15 protein-coding genes are annotated in these 16,468 nt (G+C 56.3%); 9 read left to right on the forward strand and 6 right to left on the reverse strand.

Annotation, left to right across the window (positions count from 1 at the left end; translation table 11 throughout):
• Positions 1 to 5 precede the first annotated feature (5 nt).
• The 3 genes from fruK to HP564_RS06635 all read right to left on the reverse strand — a co-directional run bounded on the left by fruK (position 6) and on the right by HP564_RS06635 (position 2,601).
• Positions 6 to 944 carry a 1-phosphofructokinase gene (fruK, locus tag HP564_RS06625; protein ID WP_371241369.1) on the reverse strand — a complete coding sequence of 313 codons (939 nt, stop codon included), beginning with the start codon at positions 942 to 944 and terminating at the stop codon, positions 6 to 8.
• Positions 941 to 2,071: a fused PTS fructose transporter subunit IIA/HPr protein gene (gene fruB, locus HP564_RS06630; RefSeq protein ID WP_371241371.1), complete on the reverse strand. Its 1,131-nt coding sequence runs from the start codon at positions 2,069 to 2,071 to the stop codon at positions 941 to 943. The genes fruK and fruB overlap by 4 nt, the downstream gene beginning before the upstream one ends.
• Before the next feature lie 275 nt (positions 2,072 to 2,346).
• Positions 2,347 to 2,601, reverse strand: coding sequence for a YkgJ family cysteine cluster protein (locus tag HP564_RS06635; protein WP_371241373.1), 255 nt, complete (start codon positions 2,599 to 2,601; stop codon positions 2,347 to 2,349).
• 153 nt (positions 2,602 to 2,754) lie between these two features.
• Here HP564_RS06635 and yeiP point away from each other — a divergent pair, with 153 nt between their 5' ends.
• The 9 genes from yeiP (at position 2,755) to yejF (ending at position 13,629) form a co-directional block, all read left to right on the forward strand.
• Positions 2,755 to 3,327 carry an elongation factor P-like protein YeiP gene (yeiP, locus tag HP564_RS06640; protein WP_371241375.1) on the forward strand — a complete coding sequence of 191 codons (573 nt, stop codon included), beginning with the start codon at positions 2,755 to 2,757 and terminating at the stop codon, positions 3,325 to 3,327.
• A 71-nt stretch (positions 3,328 to 3,398) separates the two neighbouring features.
• Positions 3,399 to 4,373, forward strand: coding sequence for a GTP-binding protein (locus tag HP564_RS06645; protein WP_371241377.1), 975 nt, complete (start codon positions 3,399 to 3,401; stop codon positions 4,371 to 4,373).
• 45 nt (positions 4,374 to 4,418) lie between these two features.
• Positions 4,419 to 5,138, forward strand: a complete 720-nt coding sequence (locus HP564_RS06650) for a phosphatase PAP2 family protein (protein WP_371241379.1) — start codon at positions 4,419 to 4,421, stop codon at positions 5,136 to 5,138.
• 525 nt (positions 5,139 to 5,663) lie between these two features.
• Entirely contained in the window at positions 5,664 to 6,233 is a 570-nt protein-coding gene (gene mepS / locus HP564_RS06655; protein WP_371241381.1) for a bifunctional murein DD-endopeptidase/murein LD-carboxypeptidase, read from the forward strand.
• A gap of 225 nt (positions 6,234 to 6,458) precedes the next feature.
• Positions 6,459 to 8,039, forward strand: a complete 1,581-nt coding sequence (locus tag HP564_RS06660) for a cyclic di-GMP phosphodiesterase (RefSeq protein WP_371241383.1) — start codon at positions 6,459 to 6,461, stop codon at positions 8,037 to 8,039.
• A gap of 65 nt (positions 8,040 to 8,104) precedes the next feature.
• Positions 8,105 to 9,904, forward strand: a complete 1,800-nt coding sequence (locus HP564_RS06665; protein ID WP_371241385.1) for an extracellular solute-binding protein — start codon at positions 8,105 to 8,107, stop codon at positions 9,902 to 9,904.
• Positions 9,905 to 9,914: 10 nt separating this feature from the next.
• On the forward strand, positions 9,915 to 11,006 hold the full coding sequence (locus HP564_RS06670; RefSeq protein WP_371241387.1) for a microcin C ABC transporter permease YejB: 1,092 nt from the start codon (positions 9,915 to 9,917) through the stop codon (positions 11,004 to 11,006).
• A complete protein-coding gene (locus HP564_RS06675) occupies positions 11,006 to 12,028 on the forward strand; it encodes an ABC transporter permease (RefSeq protein WP_371241389.1) in 1,023 nt (340 codons plus the stop codon). The genes HP564_RS06670 and HP564_RS06675 overlap by 1 nt, the downstream gene beginning before the upstream one ends.
• A gap of 2 nt (positions 12,029 to 12,030) precedes the next feature.
• Positions 12,031 to 13,629: a microcin C ABC transporter ATP-binding protein YejF gene (yejF, locus tag HP564_RS06680; RefSeq protein ID WP_371241391.1), complete on the forward strand. Its 1,599-nt coding sequence runs from the start codon at positions 12,031 to 12,033 to the stop codon at positions 13,627 to 13,629.
• Here the strand turns inward: yejF and HP564_RS06685 are convergent.
• The 3 genes from HP564_RS06685 to rsuA form a co-directional block, all read right to left on the reverse strand.
• Positions 13,616 to 13,936 carry a hypothetical protein gene (locus HP564_RS06685; protein ID WP_123801233.1) on the reverse strand — a complete coding sequence of 107 codons (321 nt, stop codon included), beginning with the start codon at positions 13,934 to 13,936 and terminating at the stop codon, positions 13,616 to 13,618. The two genes, yejF and HP564_RS06685, sit on opposite strands and share 14 nt — an antisense overlap.
• 491 nt (positions 13,937 to 14,427) lie before the next feature.
• Positions 14,428 to 15,624: a Bcr/CflA family multidrug efflux MFS transporter gene (locus tag HP564_RS06690; protein WP_371241393.1), complete on the reverse strand. Its 1,197-nt coding sequence runs from the start codon at positions 15,622 to 15,624 to the stop codon at positions 14,428 to 14,430.
• A 10-nt stretch (positions 15,625 to 15,634) separates the two neighbouring features.
• On the reverse strand, positions 15,635 to 16,354 hold the full coding sequence (rsuA, locus tag HP564_RS06695; RefSeq protein WP_371241395.1) for a 16S rRNA pseudouridine(516) synthase RsuA: 720 nt from the start codon (positions 16,352 to 16,354) through the stop codon (positions 15,635 to 15,637).
• Between the last annotated feature and the right edge of the window lie 114 nt (positions 16,355 to 16,468).

Genomic DNA, 16,468 nt, shown 5'->3' on the forward strand with positions numbered 1-16,468 from the left:
TGCTGTCAGTTAACGGGTTGTAGGTCGACACGCGCCATCATCGCGGCCAACTGGGTACGATCGGTTACGCCCACGTTGCTCTGGCTGACGGCCATCGCCGCCACTGCCGTCGCAAGACGCAGCGTATGTTCACTGGATTCACGCATCAGCAGACCATAAATCAGGCCGCCAACCATAGAGTCGCCTGCGCCGACGGTGCTGACGACGTCACACACCGGCGGTTTAGCAATCCACTCGCCTGAGGCATTAACCCAGAGCGCGCCTTCTGCGCCCAGCGAAATCACCACGTGGGCGATCCCCTGCTCGCGCAGCTCATGCGCGGCACCGATGACATCCTGAAGCGTGGGCAGCTTGCGGCCAGCCCAGATTTCCAGCTCGCGACGGTTCGGCTTCACCAGCCAGGGAGCCGCCTTCAGGCCGGCTACCAGCGCGTCACGGCTGCTGTCGAAAATAATGCACGGGCACTGGGTACGCAGTTCACTCATCCAGCGGGTAAAGGCGTCCGGCTGCACGCCCGACGGCAGGCTGCCGCTGACGCACACCATGTCAAACTGTCCCAGCCAGCTGAGTGAGTCGCTGCTAAAGCGCTCCCAGTCCTGCTGAGTGACCTCAAAGCCGGAAAAATTAAGATCGGTGACGTCGTTGTTCTGCTCGGTCAGCTTAACGTTGATACGCGTGCGGCCCGGCACCACCTGAAAACGGTTAGCTATGCCCAGCTCACTGAAAAGTTGCTGAAAGCCATCCTGGTTCTCTTTGCCGAGGAAACCGCCCACGGTGACGTCGATGCCCAGGTCCTTCAGCACCTTTGCAACGTTGATACCCTTACCAGCGGCGTGCAGACCGGTGGTTTTCACCAGGTTCACTTCTCCGCGCTCAATCTCCGGGGTATATCCCACCAGATCGTAGGCGGGATTGAGGGTGATCGTTGCTACGCGTCTGCTCATGCTACCCCCTCACCCAGGCCAGAATTGATTGCCTCTTCAATGGCATTGAGCGCCTGCTGTGCATCTTCGCCGCTGGCGGTAAAGCGCAGGCGGTGGCCCTTCTTGACCCCCAGCGCCACCACTTTCATCAGGCTGCGGCCGTTTGCCGGCTTGCCGCTGCCGTCAAGGTTGGTGACGGTAATATCGCTGTTGAACTGCTTGATGATCGTAACCAGCGCGGTTCCCGGACGCGCATGCAGTCCGTGCTCGTTGCGAATGGTAAATTCTGCACTCAGGACATCGGCCTGTTCATCAACTTCGCTGGTCAGCAGGGCATAAACGCCTGCCGCATCCGCCTTCAGCAGACGATCCGCTTTGCCGTTAAGCAGCAGCGCACTCAGGTAGCTCAGCACCTCCAGCGGGCGGTCATCGGTCGCAGAAACCGTAACCAGCAGTGCCACTTTCTCCCCTGCCTGCTCGCCAGGCGTAGCAGCGCGGCTTACCGCAACCGCGCTGCGCAGATTGCCGTGGCGGCTGTCGCTCAGCCAGATGCCCTGTCCCAGGCTGAGCGGCGCGGAGGCCATGACGTCAGCCACAAAGCTGGCGTCTACTGCGCCCGCAGCCTGAAGGCGACCGGCATTCAGCGCCTGAAGCGTTACCAGATCGCTGGCCGCCACGTCTAAGGTAATCAGTGAGGTGTCGAAGCTGAATTCAGCCGCCTGTTTTTCACCCATCAGCAGCGCACGCAGATCCTCTGCTGACGCGGTTTTTAGCTGTTCGGCAATGCTGTCGTCGCTCAGCACATGCGTTAACTGACGCAGCAGCGCGAGATGTTCATCAGATTTCGCGGCGATGCCGATTGCCACATAGGCGATCTGGTCTTCGCCCCAGGCGACACCCTGCGGAAACTGAAACACCTGCACACCGGTTTTTTGCACCAGGTCGCGCGTGTCGGTGGTGCCGTGCGGGATAGCAATGCCGTTGCCCAGAAAGGTGGACGTCTGCTGCTCACGCGCCAGCATGCCATTAACATAGCCTTCCGCCACATTGCCCGCTGCGGTCAGGGCCGCCGCGACCTGACGGATCGCCTCTTCTTTATTTTGTGCGCTGGCTCCGGTGTGGATGGCCTGCAATTCGAGCTGGAACATATTTCTCCTCGCTTACTGAAATTGAATCGTTTCAGCCCAATAGCCGTTATTAGCGCCACTGTGGGGCGCGAGGCGCGGCGCTGCAACGCTGAAACGTTTCAAGGAGTCTGGTACAGCGCCTCAGGCCATGCAAGAAAATGCGTAAAATGCGTAGCAGATCTTTGAGGTTACGCACATTTTTTAATGGCACAGTAAGGCTCACTTTTCGGCAAGCTGAAAGCGTAGCGTTAAGGGAACAGAGCGTAATCCGGAATACGTCAGCAGCGTCAGCTACATCAGGGAGCAGTATCGGCTTCCAGCTGTAACAGGTAGGTCATGGCCTGCTGGCGCGTGGTGCCGCACATATCGCGCGACGGCTGTAAACCGGCACAGACGTGGGGACGCAGCGGTGAGCCAAACAGCTTGCAGCGCTGGTCAGCATCAAGCTGAACGCACGGGGTGTTTGCAGGCTTGCCGTGCGGCATGCCGGGAATGGGCGATGAGATGGACGGCGCGGTACAGCAGGCACCGCACTGACTACGGCATTGCATGATGCGCTCCAGCGAGAAAAGAGCCGCGACAATAGCAGTCCGCGTCCGGGAAAGCCACGGGCAGCACGCATTTTTTCCAGGCGCATATTGCCTGTTTACCCCGGCGCGAGTAACGTGGCGCGCATCAGAATTTTCTTTTACGCGAGAGATGCAATGCCAAGAGCGAATGAGATCAAAAAAGGGATGGCGGTAAGCTGGAACGGCAAGCTGCTGCTGGTCAAAGATATCGATATTCAGAGCCCCAGCGCGCGCGGGGCGGTCACGCTCTACAAGATGCGTTTTACCGATATCCGCACGGGGCTGAAGGTTGAAGAACGCTTTAAAGGCGACGATATTCTTGATGCCATTCAGCTTAGCCGCCGCAGCGTAACTTTCTCTTATATCGATGGCGATGAGTATGTCTTTATGGATGACGAAGACTACACGCCCTACACCTTTAAACAGGATCAGATCGAAGAAGAACTGCTGTTTATTCCTGAAGGCGGCATTCCTGGTATTCAGGTGCTGACGATGGATGGCCAGGTGCTGGCGCTGGAACTGCCGCAAACGGTGGATATGGAGATCGTTGATACCGCGCCAGGGATTAAAGGCGCCTCCGCCAGCGCCCGTACTAAACCGGCAGGCATGAGCACCGGACTGAGCATTCAGGTACCGGAATACCTGAGCAACGGCGACCGCATTCGCATTCATATCGCCGAACGCCGCTATATGGGCCGCGCAGACTAACGCTGAACTTTATGTTATAAAGTAACATTAATGGCCGCTGCTGCGGCCATTTTGTTTAAAGGAGCATAACGATGACGCGCGTAAACCTGATTACTGGCTTTCTTGGCAGTGGCAAAACCACCACTCTGCGGCACCTGCTCGCCAGTAAACCGCCGCAGGAAACCTGGGCGATACTGGTCAATGAATTTGGTGAAATTGGCATTGATGGGGCGTTGCTGAGCCAACAGGGAGCCGCTCTCAGGGAGATTCCGGGCGGCTGCATGTGCTGCGTTAACGGCTTACCCATGCAGGTAGGCGTGAATATGCTGCTAAAGCGCTCCCCTGACCGTTTGCTGATCGAACCCACGGGTCTCGGTCACCCGCGTCAGCTGCTGGAGATGCTGAGCGCCCCGGTTTATCAGCCGCATTTGCAACTCCATGCCACCCTCGCCCTGCTGGATGCGCGCCAGCTTGCCGATCCGCGCGTCACCGCCAGTGAAAACTTTCGCGATCAGCTGGCCGCTGCCGATGTTGTGATTGGCAACAAAAGTGACCGCTGGGAGCGTGAGGATCGCCAGCGCCTGCAGCAGTGGCAGTCCGCCATGCTCAATAACCGCCTCTTTATTACCACACAGTTTGGCGCAGTCGATAAGACTCTGCTCGATTTACCACGCACAAATACACAAGCGCTGCCGCAGCCAGCACATCATCATGCCGTGCGTTCCCGCGACAGCGGCATGGCTGCGCTACGTCTCGAAGGACAGACACGCTGGCGTCGTGCGTTAAACCAGGGCCAGGGTTACGTTGCCTGCGGCTGGATCTTTGACGGCGACACGCTTTTCGACCGCGAAAGGCTACTGGTCTGGGCGCAAATGACGGGGGTTGAACGCATTAAGGGAGTGGTGCGGACGCCAGAGGGTGCGCTACACATTAATGGCCAGGCTGAAGAGATACATAGCGATCTGGTCGCGAAGGCGCCATCTGACAGCCGTATTGAACTGATACACTCACACTCTGTTGACTGGAATCACTTACAGTCTCAGTTGTTGAAGATTCGTTTAAACTAACCAGGTTAGCTTCTGCCGTTATTTTTTTTATTTCAGGTGAATACCATGCGCGCAATTCGTCTTGTCACCATTCTGCTGCTCAACGCGCTTGGCGTTGTTCTGTTTCTCTCCTGGTATCTGCCACCCGACCACGGATTTTGGGCAGGTATCGATAAAGGCATCTTCTTCAGCTTCAACGATCGGATGGTGGATCATCCTGGCTTTGCCCTGCTGGTCGCCATTACTAATTTTCGCGGGTTTGATCTGGTGTCGCTGCTGGCGATGGGTGCACTCTATTTCTTTTACTGGCGTCGTGAGACCCCAGCAGGCCGTCGTCGTATGCTGGGTATCGGCATCACCATGCTGCTCAGCGCGGTGATCCTGAATCAGCTTGGTCATCTGCTGCCAGTGCAGCACAAAAGCCCGACGCTGTTCTTCGAAAACGTGCATCGCGTGAGTGAACTGACCGGTATTCCGGCAAAAGATGCCTCCTCCAACAGCTTCCCGGGCGACCACGGCATGATGCTGATGATCTTTGCCTGTTTTATGTGGCGTTACTTTGGCTTTCGCGCGTTTCTTACTGGCGCTGCCATCGTGGTTATTTTTGCCCTGCCGCGCATCATGGCGGGGGCGCACTGGTTTACGGATATTGCCGTTGGCTCACTTTCGGTGCTGCTGGTGGGATTAAGCTGGGTGCTGCTGACGCCGCTGAGTGACGTTCTCGTTAACTTCTTCTACCGCAAACTTCCCGGTAAACATAAACCGTTAGCGGACGGCCAGGGCTGAGATTAATAAATTGATAAGCGCGGATAAAATAATAGCGATATTCCCATTACTCCGCGCTTAATAAAACCCGCCAAGTATTATTAGCAAGCTAACGACATAGCCTGATAAAGAAAATAATATGATGTTTCCGGCTAACAGAGGGTATTTTTCACTCTCTGTCTTGCCTCGCCACGTCTGGACGTTGCCTGAAGAGAAGAATTGGCCTCATTTGAGACCGTTATTTTAGGGATAACCTTAGAAAATTGAAGATAAAGTGACCAGTGTGTTACAGACTGATTTCACATCAAAAAAACCTATCAATAATTACATAAAACCGCTCGCCACGGCGTCTGTAATCGGTTAACCTCCATTGCGTTGGGGCTTTGGCAGCAGAAAAATGGGGTCTTTTATTTACAAAAATGTGTTTGTTAACACATTTTAGTAATTAAGGAATTGTCTCAGGGCTCCGTGCTTATTAATCTCAATCCGTTTTGTCATCTGGCTGGCGACATTCTGTCGTAAGGACATCGAAGGAATATACGAACAATGGTCAAATCTCAACCAATACTGAGATATATCTGGCGGATTGTGCCCGCAGTAGCGCTGGCAACACTCCTCTCGGCATGCAGCAGTACCAGTCATCACGTTAAAAACGAGAATCATGAAGTTAACAACCAGAATGGTTTTTTACTTCAGGCGTCTCAGGATGAATTTGAAGAAATGGTGCGAAGCGTAGACGTTAAGTCTCGCATCATGGATCAATATGCCAGCTGGAAAGGCGTGCGCTATCGCCTTGGCGGCGATACCAAACGCGGCATCGACTGCTCTGCTTTTGTGCAGCGCACCTTCCGCGATCAGTTTGGCTTAGAACTGCCGCGCTCTACCTCAGAACAGCAGGGAAGTGGCAGCGAGATTTCTCGCAGTAAGCTTCGTCCAGGCGATCTTGTGCTGTTTCGTGCTGGCTCAACTGGTCGACACGTTGGTATCTATCTCGGCAATGATAATTTTGTTCATGCGTCGACCAGCAGTGGCGTCATGATCTCCAGCCTGAATGACAGCTACTGGAAAAAACGTTACCGCGAAGGACGTCGGGTATTAAGCCGTAATCCCAGCTAGTTCCTGCCTTCGATTGTTTCTCAGCCAGAGAAAATAATAAAACGCTGCCTCGGCAGCGTTTTTTCTTTCTGACGCCGCGCCAGAAGAGAGCATCGGCGTAAAAGTGATTATCTTTCATAAGAATAACGAGACATTTCCTGCCGTCTCGTTATATTCTCATGACCTTCGCCAGAGAGCAGTTGTGCACAGTCAATAATAAAAGATAAGACAAGGGGAAAGCACTCCATGCCACTGTCCAGGGCGCTTATGCGCCAGGCCACCTATCCTCGCCGCATCGCCTGGAGTAGTGCGATTTTTGGCGGCGTGTTCTTTGTGGTATTTACTCTGGTTTTGCTGACGTTTACCTGGCACAAGCGACAGCATCAGCATCAGCAACTGATGAACGACAGCCGCAATGCTTTGCAGCAATCGCTGGATGCGCTTGTTACCAGCACCCTGACCCCCCTGCTCGCTTTTACCCACTTCGACTGCCATGCTATCAACCAGGAACTGACCTCCCGCGCTGCTTTTGCGAGCAACCTGCGCGCCATACTTATGGTGCGTGAAGGCTATGCGTTTTGCTCTTCTGCAACCGGCGCCTTTTATCTGCCGCTTAATGCCATTTCTGATCAGACCGATCTCAGTCGTGACCAGGATCTTCGCCTGCTCAGCGGTACGCCGTTACAACCTGACAAGCCCGTGCTGGCACTGTGGCTTCGCAATCCACAAAGCATGCAATCCGGCGTGCTGGCTACGGTGAACCTTGATCTGGTGCCCTATCAGCTTCTGGCATCCGGGCATCCGGAAATTTCCGGTCTCGCGCTGAGGGCGCAAAACAGCGCCCTGACCAGCTGGCAGCCAGGCACCATTGCCACCCACGAACTGCCACAACAACCGCTAATGACGCTGGCGCTTACCGGTTATCCCCTTGAGTTTGTGCTCTATGGCAATACCTTATCGATGCGCGATGTTCAGCTCATTGCCCTGAGCGGAATGTTGCTGTCGCTGATGGTCGGGGGCGGCTGCTGGTTTCTGTTATCTCTGAACCAGCGGCCAGGCAAGGAGATCCTGCTCGGCATCAAGCGAGGTGAATTTCACGTTGAATATCAGCCGCTTATTAGCACCCACAGCGGTCGGGCATACGGCGTGGAGGCACTGCTACGCTGGAACCATCCCAGCGAAGGAATGATCCCACCCGATATGTTTATCAGCTATGCAGAGTCGCTGAACCTGATTATTCCCCTTACGCGCCATCTGTTTGAGCTGGTCGCGCGGGATGCCCACCGGCTCAATCCTTACGTGCCTGTGGGCACCCATATGAGCCTGAACCTTTCCCCTCTTCATCTGGCGTCAGAGAGCTTTCAGCAGGATGTGCTGCGCTGGATCGCTGCTATGCCGGGCAACCACTTTAACTATGTGTTTGAAGTGACCGAGCGCACCATGGTGCGGGATAAAAATGCCGGAGAGATTTTCGCCTGGCTGCGTCAGCACGGTATTCAGATCGCCATTGACGACTTTGGCACTGGCCATAGTGCGCTGATTTACCTGGAAAAGTATCCTTTTGACTATCTGAAAATCGATCGCGGTTTTGTGCAGAGCATCGGCACAAAAACACTGAATTCCCCGGTGCTCGATGCCGTATTGCATCTGGCCAAAAAGCTGGAGCTAAAAACCGTAGCGGAAGGGGTTGAAACCGGTGAACAGGCCGCCTGGCTGGTCAGGCATGGTGTTAACCATATGCAGGGCTATCTTTTCAGCCGTCCGCTGAAACCGGACAGGCTGATTGATTACTACCGCAGCCGTAGCCTGGCGATCCTTGCCGGATGACTGGCCGCAGGGCGGCAAATACTGCTACGCTTGCCTGCGTATCGTTACAGGAGACTGCGAATGTTATGCTGTTTCGCCTGATTGTTCTGTTATTGCTCAGCACCCCGCTGCATGCGGAAACCGTGCGTGAAAGCCGCACCTTTGCCACGCTGGGTGAACCCAAATATGCGGCCAGCTTCAGCCACTTCGACTATGCCAATCCCGCTGCGCCTAAAGGCGGCACGCTCACAATGGCGGTGGTCGGTACCTGGGACAATTTCAACCGCTACGCCTCACGCGGTAATCCTGGCGCTGGTACTGACATCCTGTATGATCGGCTGTTTACCAGCTCAGACGACGAGCCTGGCAGCTACTATCCGCTGATCGCCGAGTCTGCCCGCTACAGCGATACGTTCCGCTGGATGGAGATTCACCTCAACCCACGCGCGCGCTTTCATGACGGCACGCCCATCACCGCACAGGATGTCGCCTTTACCTTCGATAAGTTTATGCGTGAAGGCGTGCCGCAGTTTCGCGTAGTCTACCGCGGCGTCACCTTTACCGCGCTGAACCCTGCCACGGTGCGCATTCAGCTGCCTGAGGCGGACAAAGATCTGATGCTGAGTCTGTTGACGCTGCCGGTGCTGTCACAAACGTTCTGGCAGGATAAAAAATTTAACGAGCCGCTCAGTTCCCCGCCCCTTTCCAGCGGCCCCTACCGCATCAGCCGTTATAAGCCCGGTCAGTATATTGAATACAGCCGGGTCAAAGATTACTGGGCAGCGGATCTGCCAGTAAATCGTGGCAGGTTCAATGTCGATACTCTGCGTTACGACTACTATCTTGACGATAACGTGGCCTTTGAAGCCTTTAAGGCGGGTGCCTTTGATTTGCGTGAGGAGGGCTCAGCAAAAAAATGGGCCACCCAGTATTACGGCCGCAACTTTGATACGCAGCTGATCGTCAAAGAAACGACGCCCAATACGGTTTCAACCAGTACCACCTGGCTTGCCATCAATAATGAAAAAGCGCTGTTTCAGGATCGCCGCGTGCGTCAGGCGCTGACGCTGGCGTTTGACTTCGACTGGATGAACAAGGCGCTGTTTTATGGTGCCTATAAGCGGGTAAGCAGCTACTTTCAGAATACCGAGTATGCAGCGCAAGGGCGACCGGATGCTGCACAGCGGGCGCTGCTGGCCCCGGTTAAGGACAGGCTGCCGCCCGAGCTGTTCACGCAACCTTATTCGCCGCCGCATACCGACGGAAGCGGCTACGATCGCCACAACCTGCTGATGGCGCTCCGCCTGTTGCAAGAGGCTGGCTGGCAGGTGAAAAACCGCCAGCTGGTTAACGGGAAAACCGGCCAGCCGATGCGCATTGAGCTGCTGCTACGCAGCGGTGCCAGCAACGACTGGGCGCTTCCTTACCAGCACAGCCTGTCGCGGCTCGGCATTACCCTGACGCTGCGTGTGGTGGACGCCTCGCAATATCTGCGCCGGCTGCGGCAGGGCGACTACGATATGATCGCCCGGCTTTACCCGGCCATGCCGATTCCCAGCTCCGATCTTCAGGTCAGCTGGCAGTCGGAGTACATCGACTCGTCGTGGAACAGTGCACGGCTGAAAGATCCTGTGGTCGATCGCTTCGTAAAAGCGATTGTCGCACACCAGGGCGATAAGGCGGCCCTGCTGCCGCTCGGCCAGGCGCTGGATCGTATCCTGCTGTGGAATGCGTACATGATCCCGATGTGGTACAGCGCGGAAGATCGCATCGCTTACTGGAACAAATTCTCCCATCCCACCGTGAAGCCCGCATACGCCAGTGGACTGGAGAACTGGTGGTATGACGTGAACAAAGCCGCGCGTTTACCGGCGGAACGACGCTAAGGAGCCTGAAATGGCCGCCTATTTCTTGCGTAGAATGCTGTTAATCATCCCCACGTTGTGGGCGATTATTACGCTCAATTTTTTTATCGTGCAGATCGCGCCCGGAGGGCCTGTCGATCAGGCGCTGGCCAATATTCAGTTTGGCCAGACCACCGGTCTGCCGGGCGGTGGCAGCGGCGAAAGCAGCGCACGCGCCTCCCTCAACCGTGCCACGCCCGGCGACAGTCAGTATCGCGGCGCCCGGGGGCTCGACCCGGAAGTGATTGCCGAGATAAAACAGCGTTACGGCTTCGATAAGCCGATGTGGCAGCGCTACGTTGAGATGCTGTGGAACTATGTGCGCTTCGATTTTGGCGATAGTCTGTTCCGCAGCGCCTCGGTGCTACAGCTGATTAAAGAGAGCCTGCCGGTTTCCATTAGCCTGGGATTGTGGAGCACGCTGATTATCTATCTGGTATCGATCCCGCTCGGCATAAAAAAAGCCGTGCGCAACGGCAGTGCCTTCGATATCTGGAGCAGCACTTTCATTATCATTGGCTATTCGGTGCCTGCTTTTCTGTTCGGCATAATGCTCATTGTGCTGTTCGCCGGTGGCAGCTACCTTGACTGGTTTCCGCTGCGTGGTCTTACCTCGCCGCAGTTTGATACGCTGCCGTGGTATGACAAAGCGCGAGATTACCTGTGGCATATCACCCTGCCGGTGCTGGCGACGGTGATTGGCGGCTTTGCCACGCTGACCATGCTGACCAAAAACAGCTTTCTTGATGAAATCCGCAAGCAGTATGTGGTGACGGCACGCGCCAAGGGGCTGGGGGAACGGCGCATTCTTTATCACCATGTTTTCCGCAACGCCATGCTGCTGGTGATCGCCAGCTTTCCTGCCACCTTTGTCAGCATGTTTTTTACCAGTTCAGTGTTGATCGAGGTGATGTTCTCGCTGAATGGTCTGGGGCTGCTGGGCTATGATGCCACCATCCAGCGCGACTATCCGGTGATGTTCGGCACGCTCTATATATTTACCCTGATCGGCCTGCTGATGAATATTCTCAGTGACCTGACCTACACGCTGGTCGATCCCCGTATTGATTTCGAGGGCCGCTGATGAGCCTGTCTCCCGTTAATCAGCAGCGCTGGCTGCGCTTTCGCCACAACCGACGCGGCTACTGGTCGCTGTGGATTTTTCTGATCATTTTTGTACTTTCGCTTGCGGCAGATTTGCTGGCAAATGAGAAGCCGCTGCTGGTGCATTATCAGCAGCGCTGGTATGTCCCCCTGCTGGTCAGCTACAGCGAGAGCGATTTCGGCGGTCCGCTGCCGACTGCGGCGGATTATCAGGATCCCTGGCTGAAAAAGCAGCTTAACGAGAAAGGGTGGGCGCTGTGGGCACCGATCCGCTTTAGCGACAGCACCATCAACTTCGCCACCTCGCAGCCCTTCCCTTCACCGCCCTCCGCGCAGAACTGGCTCGGCACCGACGCCAGCGGCGGCGACGTGCTGGCACGCCTGCTGTATGGTACCCGCATCTCACTGCTGTTTGGCATTCTGCTGACGCTCTTTTCCAGCGTCATCGGCATCGTGGTGGGTGCCGTTCAGGGCTACTTTGGCGGGCGGGTGGATCTGATCGGCCAGCGTGTAATAGAGGTCTGGTCCGGAATGCCCACACTCTTCCTGCTCATCCTGCTCTCCAGCGTCATCCAGCCCGGTTTCTGGTGGCTGCTGCTGGTAACGGTGATTTTTGGCTGGATGGGGCTGGTCAGCGTGGTGCGCGCTGAGTTCCTGCGCACGCGCAACTTCGATTATATTCGCGCCGCACAGGCGCTGGGCGTCAGCGACGGGCGCATTATGCTGCGGCATATGTTGCCTAATGCGATGGTAGCAACCCTCACCTTTCTGCCCTTTATTCTGTGCGGCTCGATCGCCACGCTGACCTCGCTCGATTTTCTCGGCTTTGGTCTGCCGGTGGGCTCCCCATCGCTGGGGGAACTGCTGTTGCAGGGCAAGAATAACCTTCAGGCTCCCTGGCTGGGACTGGCGGGCTTCTTCACGCTGGCAATCCTGCTGTCGCTGCTGATTTTTATTGGCGAGGCGGTACGCGACGCCTTCGATCCGGCTAAAGGAGGGTAACCATGGCGCTGCTTGATATCCGGCATCTTTCCATCGCCTTTGCGCGCGGCGACGTGGCGCATAAGGTGGTGGAGAACGTTTCACTGCAGATTGAGGCTGGCGAGACTCTGGCACTGGTAGGCGAGTCGGGCTCAGGTAAAAGCGTGACTGCGCTGTCGGTGATGCAGCTGCTGCCAGCACCGCTGGTGCGCTATCCTGCCGGAGAGATCTTATTTAACGGCGCAGATCTGCTGCGCGCCAGCGAACGCAGGCTACGTACCCTTCGCGGTAACCAGATGGCGATGATCTTTCAGGAGCCGATGGTATCGCTTAATCCGCTGCATACCCTTGAAAAGCAGCTTTATGAAGTGCTGTCGCTGCATCGCGGCATGCGACGTGAAGCGGCGCGCGGCGAAATTCTCGACTGCCTTGATCGCGTGGGTATCCGCAATGCGGCTTCGCGGCTACATGACTTCCCCCACCAGCTCTCGGGTGGCGAACGGCAGCGCGTAATGATTGCCATGGCGCTGCTGACCGAACCGGCGCTGCTGATTGCGGACGAGCCGACCACCGCGCTCGACGTAACCGTGCAGGCGCAGATTCTGCGGCTGCTGCGTGAACTGCAGCGTGAGCGCGACATGGCCATGCTGTTTATCACGCACGATCTGGGCATTGTGCGGCAGCTGGCCGATCGCGTGAGCGTCATGCGTCAGGGACGCATCGTCGAACATAATCAGTGTCACACGCTGTTCAGCGCGCCACAGCATGTTTACACGCAGCAACTGCTGGCGGCGGAGCCAGAGGGGCGCGCCGTCCCGCTGCACGCTGATGCGCCCCTGCTGTTGCAGGTGCATAACCTGCGCGTTGGTTTTCCGGTGCGGCGCGGCCTGTTTAAGCGGCAGGTGGCGGAAAAACTGGCGGTGAGCCAGCTCAGCTTTTCGCTGCGGCGCGGTGAAAGCCTGGGGCTGGTGGGGGAATCGGGTTCAGGCAAAAGTACCACCGGGCTGGCGCTGCTGCGGCTGCTCAGCGCGCAGGGCGAAATCTGGTTCGACGGCCAGCCACTGCACAATCTGACGCGCAGAGAACTTCTGCCGCTGCGTCGCCGCATCCAGGTGGTGTTTCAGGATCCCAACTCGTCGCTCAACCCGCGCATGACGGTACAGCAGATTATTGCTGAAGGGCTGGCGGTGCATCGCCCGGATCTGGACGCCGCACAGCAGGAAGCGCGCGTCAGTGCGGTGATGGAGGAAGTGGGACTGGCGGCAGAGAGCCGCCATCGCTACGCGGCGGAATTTTCCGGCGGTCAGCGGCAGCGTATCGCTATTGCCCGCGCCCTGGTGCTGGAACCGCAGCTTATGGTGCTGGATGAACCAACCTCATCACTGGATCGCTCAGTGCAAAAGCAGATCCTGACGCTGTTACGCCGACTCCAGCAGCAGCATCAGCTGGCCTACCTCTTTATCAGCCACGATTTACAGGTGGTGCGCACCCTCTGCCATCAGCTCATCGTACTGCGTCAGGGTGAGGTTGTGGAGCAAGGTGACTGCGAAACGCTGTTTACCGCGCCCGGTGCAGACTATACCCGCGAACTGCTGGCCTCCGCGCAACTCAGTGACCGATGAAGGTTTCAGCGATCGCCACGCCCTGGTTTTTCAGGCAGCAGTTGGTTGCGCTTTCGTCGCTGTGCAGGATAAACAGGCAGGGCGAGCCCTCACATTCTGCCACCTTACATTCGACCTGAATGGCCGCCAGCGCATCCTGCAACTGATGCATAATTTCCCAGGCAGGATGGCCATCGTGACTGATGAGGCGTAGCGCAATAAGATCCTGCTCATTCGCGACGCCCTCTTCCGCGACGATAGCACTGTGAAGATCGCTGGCCCAACGAAAGCGCTGCGGCAGGCGATGCACGATGGAAAGTTGCAGCATAGTTAATTTGTATCCCCAGAACGGTTAACCCTATTTGCGCTAAACGACAGCTTGCTCTCCGTTACCGCCTACAAAAAACGTACGTCAAGGCCAGCCTTCTCGTTTCTAAAAACATGGCGCGCTGGTTAGTTGTTATTTGCGAGTTGGCTCGCATTTTGGCCTATTAGTACCGCGTTCAACGGCAGTTAACAATCATTTTAGACGCAATATCGTTACTTTCTTAATCATTAATATTCACAACTAAGAAACATATTGCCGCAGGCGGCCTGAACGCAACGGGGGAAACACGTTTTTTCCGCCGTGCCGGGGTGAAGCAAACGCAGTCAGCATGCCTGGCACAGACAGGCCCGTGCCTCATTTCTGAGAGACGTTCAGACGGGAACGAAAGGCGGTGAAAAAATCGTAACGGCGTGGTTGTTACGGAACGCTTTATGCGTCAGGCCGCTGATCCTGCTTCTCTGGCAGGGTCAGCGGCCTGAAAAACGATCCGGTTAACTTTTTATTCTGCGGGGGCGGGAGGCGTAATAAAAAAACAGCACAGAGCATGTGGCACACGCAGCGATAGTACCGACCATGGGCCAGGCGCTGGTAAAGCTGGCCAGCGACAGCAACGCCCCTACCAGCGCGCCCACGCCAAATCGCAGCGTCCCCGCCAGCGATGAGGCGGTGCCTGCCATGTAGGGAAACTCATCCAGAATGACCGCCATGGCGTTAGATGACACCATCGACACGCAGCCGATAAACATGGCTACCCCCAGTACCAGCGGAATAAATCCCATATGCAGCGCACTTACCGCCAGCAGCCAGATGCCCATCATAAACTGGATGATTAACCCGGTACGGAACATGACCAGTGGCCCAAAGCGGCGCACCGCGCGACTGTTGATAAGCGTCATCACAAACAGGAACACCACATTCAGCGCAAAATAGTAGCCAAAGTTCTGCGGCGAAACGTGGTTGACCTCGATATAGACGAACGGACCGGCGTTAAGGAAGGTAAAAAGCCCGGCAAAAGAGAAACCGCTCGCCAGCATATAGCTAAAGGCGCGCTTGTGACGAAACAGCGTCACGAAATTCCCCAGCATAGTGCGCAGATGAAAGCGCTGGCGCTGTTCGGGCTTCAGTGTCTCACGGATCTGCGTCATTACCATAAAGGTGGTGATGAGGGCCGCAATCGACAGCGCCCAGAAGATAGCGTGCCAGTTCCACGCCAGCAGCAGCCAGCCACCGATAATCGGTGCCAGCAGCGGCGCGATAGTGGTAATCAGCATGACAAAGGACATCATGCGCGAGAAATCCTCTTTTGAGTAGCTGTCGCGCATCAGGGCATTAATCACTACGCTCGCCGCGGCGGCGGAAAGGCCGTGCAGAAAACGCATGGTGATCAGCTGGTCAATCGACTGCGACAGCGCACAGGCCGCGGCGGCGCAGGCAAAAATCAGCGTGCCGAGCACAATCACCGGCTTGCGACCATAGCTGTCCGCCAGCGGGCCGTAAACCAGCTGGCCGATGGCGAAACCGAGGATATAGAGGTTCAGCGTCATCTGCACGCTGCCCGCCGACACCCCGAATTCGCGGGCAATTTGCGGCATCGCGGGCAGATACATATCAATAGAAAGCGGCATCAACATCGCCAGCAATCCCAGAATGACAACCAGTCCTGCCGCTGAATTTTTTTCCTTGCGCACGACCACTCCGCTATTTTTGTTTTAACTCATCAGGTAAACCAACGCTGGCGATTTCCTCTGCCGTCAGCGGACGATATTCGCCCGGCTCCAGATCCTCATCCAGCATAATGCTGCCGATGCGCTCGCGGTGCAGCTCAACCACGCGGTTGCCGACCGCCGCAAACATGCGTTTTACCTGGTGATAACGTCCCTCGCTAAGCGTAATCAGCACTTCGGTGGGGGTAATCTCTTCCAGTTGGGCAGGTTTGGTCAGCGATTTCTCACCGTGTAGCTGGATGCCCGCGGCGAACTGCTGGGCCACCTCTGCGGCAAGGGGATGCTCCAGCATAACGCGATAGGTTTTCTCACAGTGATGGCGCGGCGAGGTGATACGGTGCGACCACTGGCCGTCATCCGTGAGCAGGACCAGACCGGTGGTATCAATATCCAGCCGTCCTGCGGCATGGAGCTTCCATGCGGTTGGCTCTTCGATAAAGTAGAGGATGGTCGGGTGATCGGGATCGTCCGTCGAGCAGACATAGCCCTGCGGCTTGTTCAGCATAAAGTAGCGCGGCCCGACCTGAAGATACAGCGGATTGCCGTCATACTCCACGTTATGTTCGGGCAGGATTTTGAAAGCGGTGTCACGCACCACTTCGCCGTTAACGGTGACTTTTTGTGCCCGGATTTCGCGGCCTGCAATAGCCCGGCTGACTTCCAGTTGCTGAGAGATGAATTTGTCGAGTCGCATGAATTCGCTTTGCCTGTTACTGCGGAGGGAGACTGAAACGGAATTTTACCCGTTGAAAAAGTGCGGGAAGTATATCCTGAACCAGCGCTGCCGCCCAGAGCCGTTCCTGCGTTT

It is taken from the genome of Pantoea sp. KPR_PJ (genome assembly GCF_041386365.1).
GTDB lineage: Bacteria > Pseudomonadota > Gammaproteobacteria > Enterobacterales > Enterobacteriaceae > Pantoea.

Coding starts and splice junctions, on each gene's coding strand:
- HP564_RS06685 (WP_123801233.1), bottom strand. CDS start 13,936: ATGCTGCAACTTTCCATCGTGCATCGCCTGCCGCAGCGCTTTCGTTGG.
- HP564_RS06660 (WP_371241383.1), top strand. CDS start 6,459: ATGCCACTGTCCAGGGCGCTTATGCGCCAGGCCACCTATCCTCGCCGC.
- HP564_RS06645 (WP_371241377.1), top strand. CDS start 3,399: ATGACGCGCGTAAACCTGATTACTGGCTTTCTTGGCAGTGGCAAAACC.
- HP564_RS06650 (WP_371241379.1), top strand. CDS start 4,419: ATGCGCGCAATTCGTCTTGTCACCATTCTGCTGCTCAACGCGCTTGGC.
- fruB (WP_371241371.1), bottom strand. CDS start 2,071: ATGTTCCAGCTCGAATTGCAGGCCATCCACACCGGAGCCAGCGCACAA.
- fruK (WP_371241369.1), bottom strand. CDS start 944: ATGAGCAGACGCGTAGCAACGATCACCCTCAATCCCGCCTACGATCTG.
- yejF (WP_371241391.1), top strand. CDS start 12,031: ATGGCGCTGCTTGATATCCGGCATCTTTCCATCGCCTTTGCGCGCGGC.
- HP564_RS06635 (WP_371241373.1), bottom strand. CDS start 2,601: ATGCAATGCCGTAGTCAGTGCGGTGCCTGCTGTACCGCGCCGTCCATC.
- yeiP (WP_371241375.1), top strand. CDS start 2,755: ATGCCAAGAGCGAATGAGATCAAAAAAGGGATGGCGGTAAGCTGGAAC.
- HP564_RS06675 (WP_371241389.1), top strand. CDS start 11,006: ATGAGCCTGTCTCCCGTTAATCAGCAGCGCTGGCTGCGCTTTCGCCAC.
- mepS (WP_371241381.1), top strand. CDS start 5,664: ATGGTCAAATCTCAACCAATACTGAGATATATCTGGCGGATTGTGCCC.
- HP564_RS06665 (WP_371241385.1), top strand. CDS start 8,105: ATGCTGTTTCGCCTGATTGTTCTGTTATTGCTCAGCACCCCGCTGCAT.
- HP564_RS06670 (WP_371241387.1), top strand. CDS start 9,915: ATGGCCGCCTATTTCTTGCGTAGAATGCTGTTAATCATCCCCACGTTG.
- rsuA (WP_371241395.1), bottom strand. CDS start 16,354: ATGCGACTCGACAAATTCATCTCTCAGCAACTGGAAGTCAGCCGGGCT.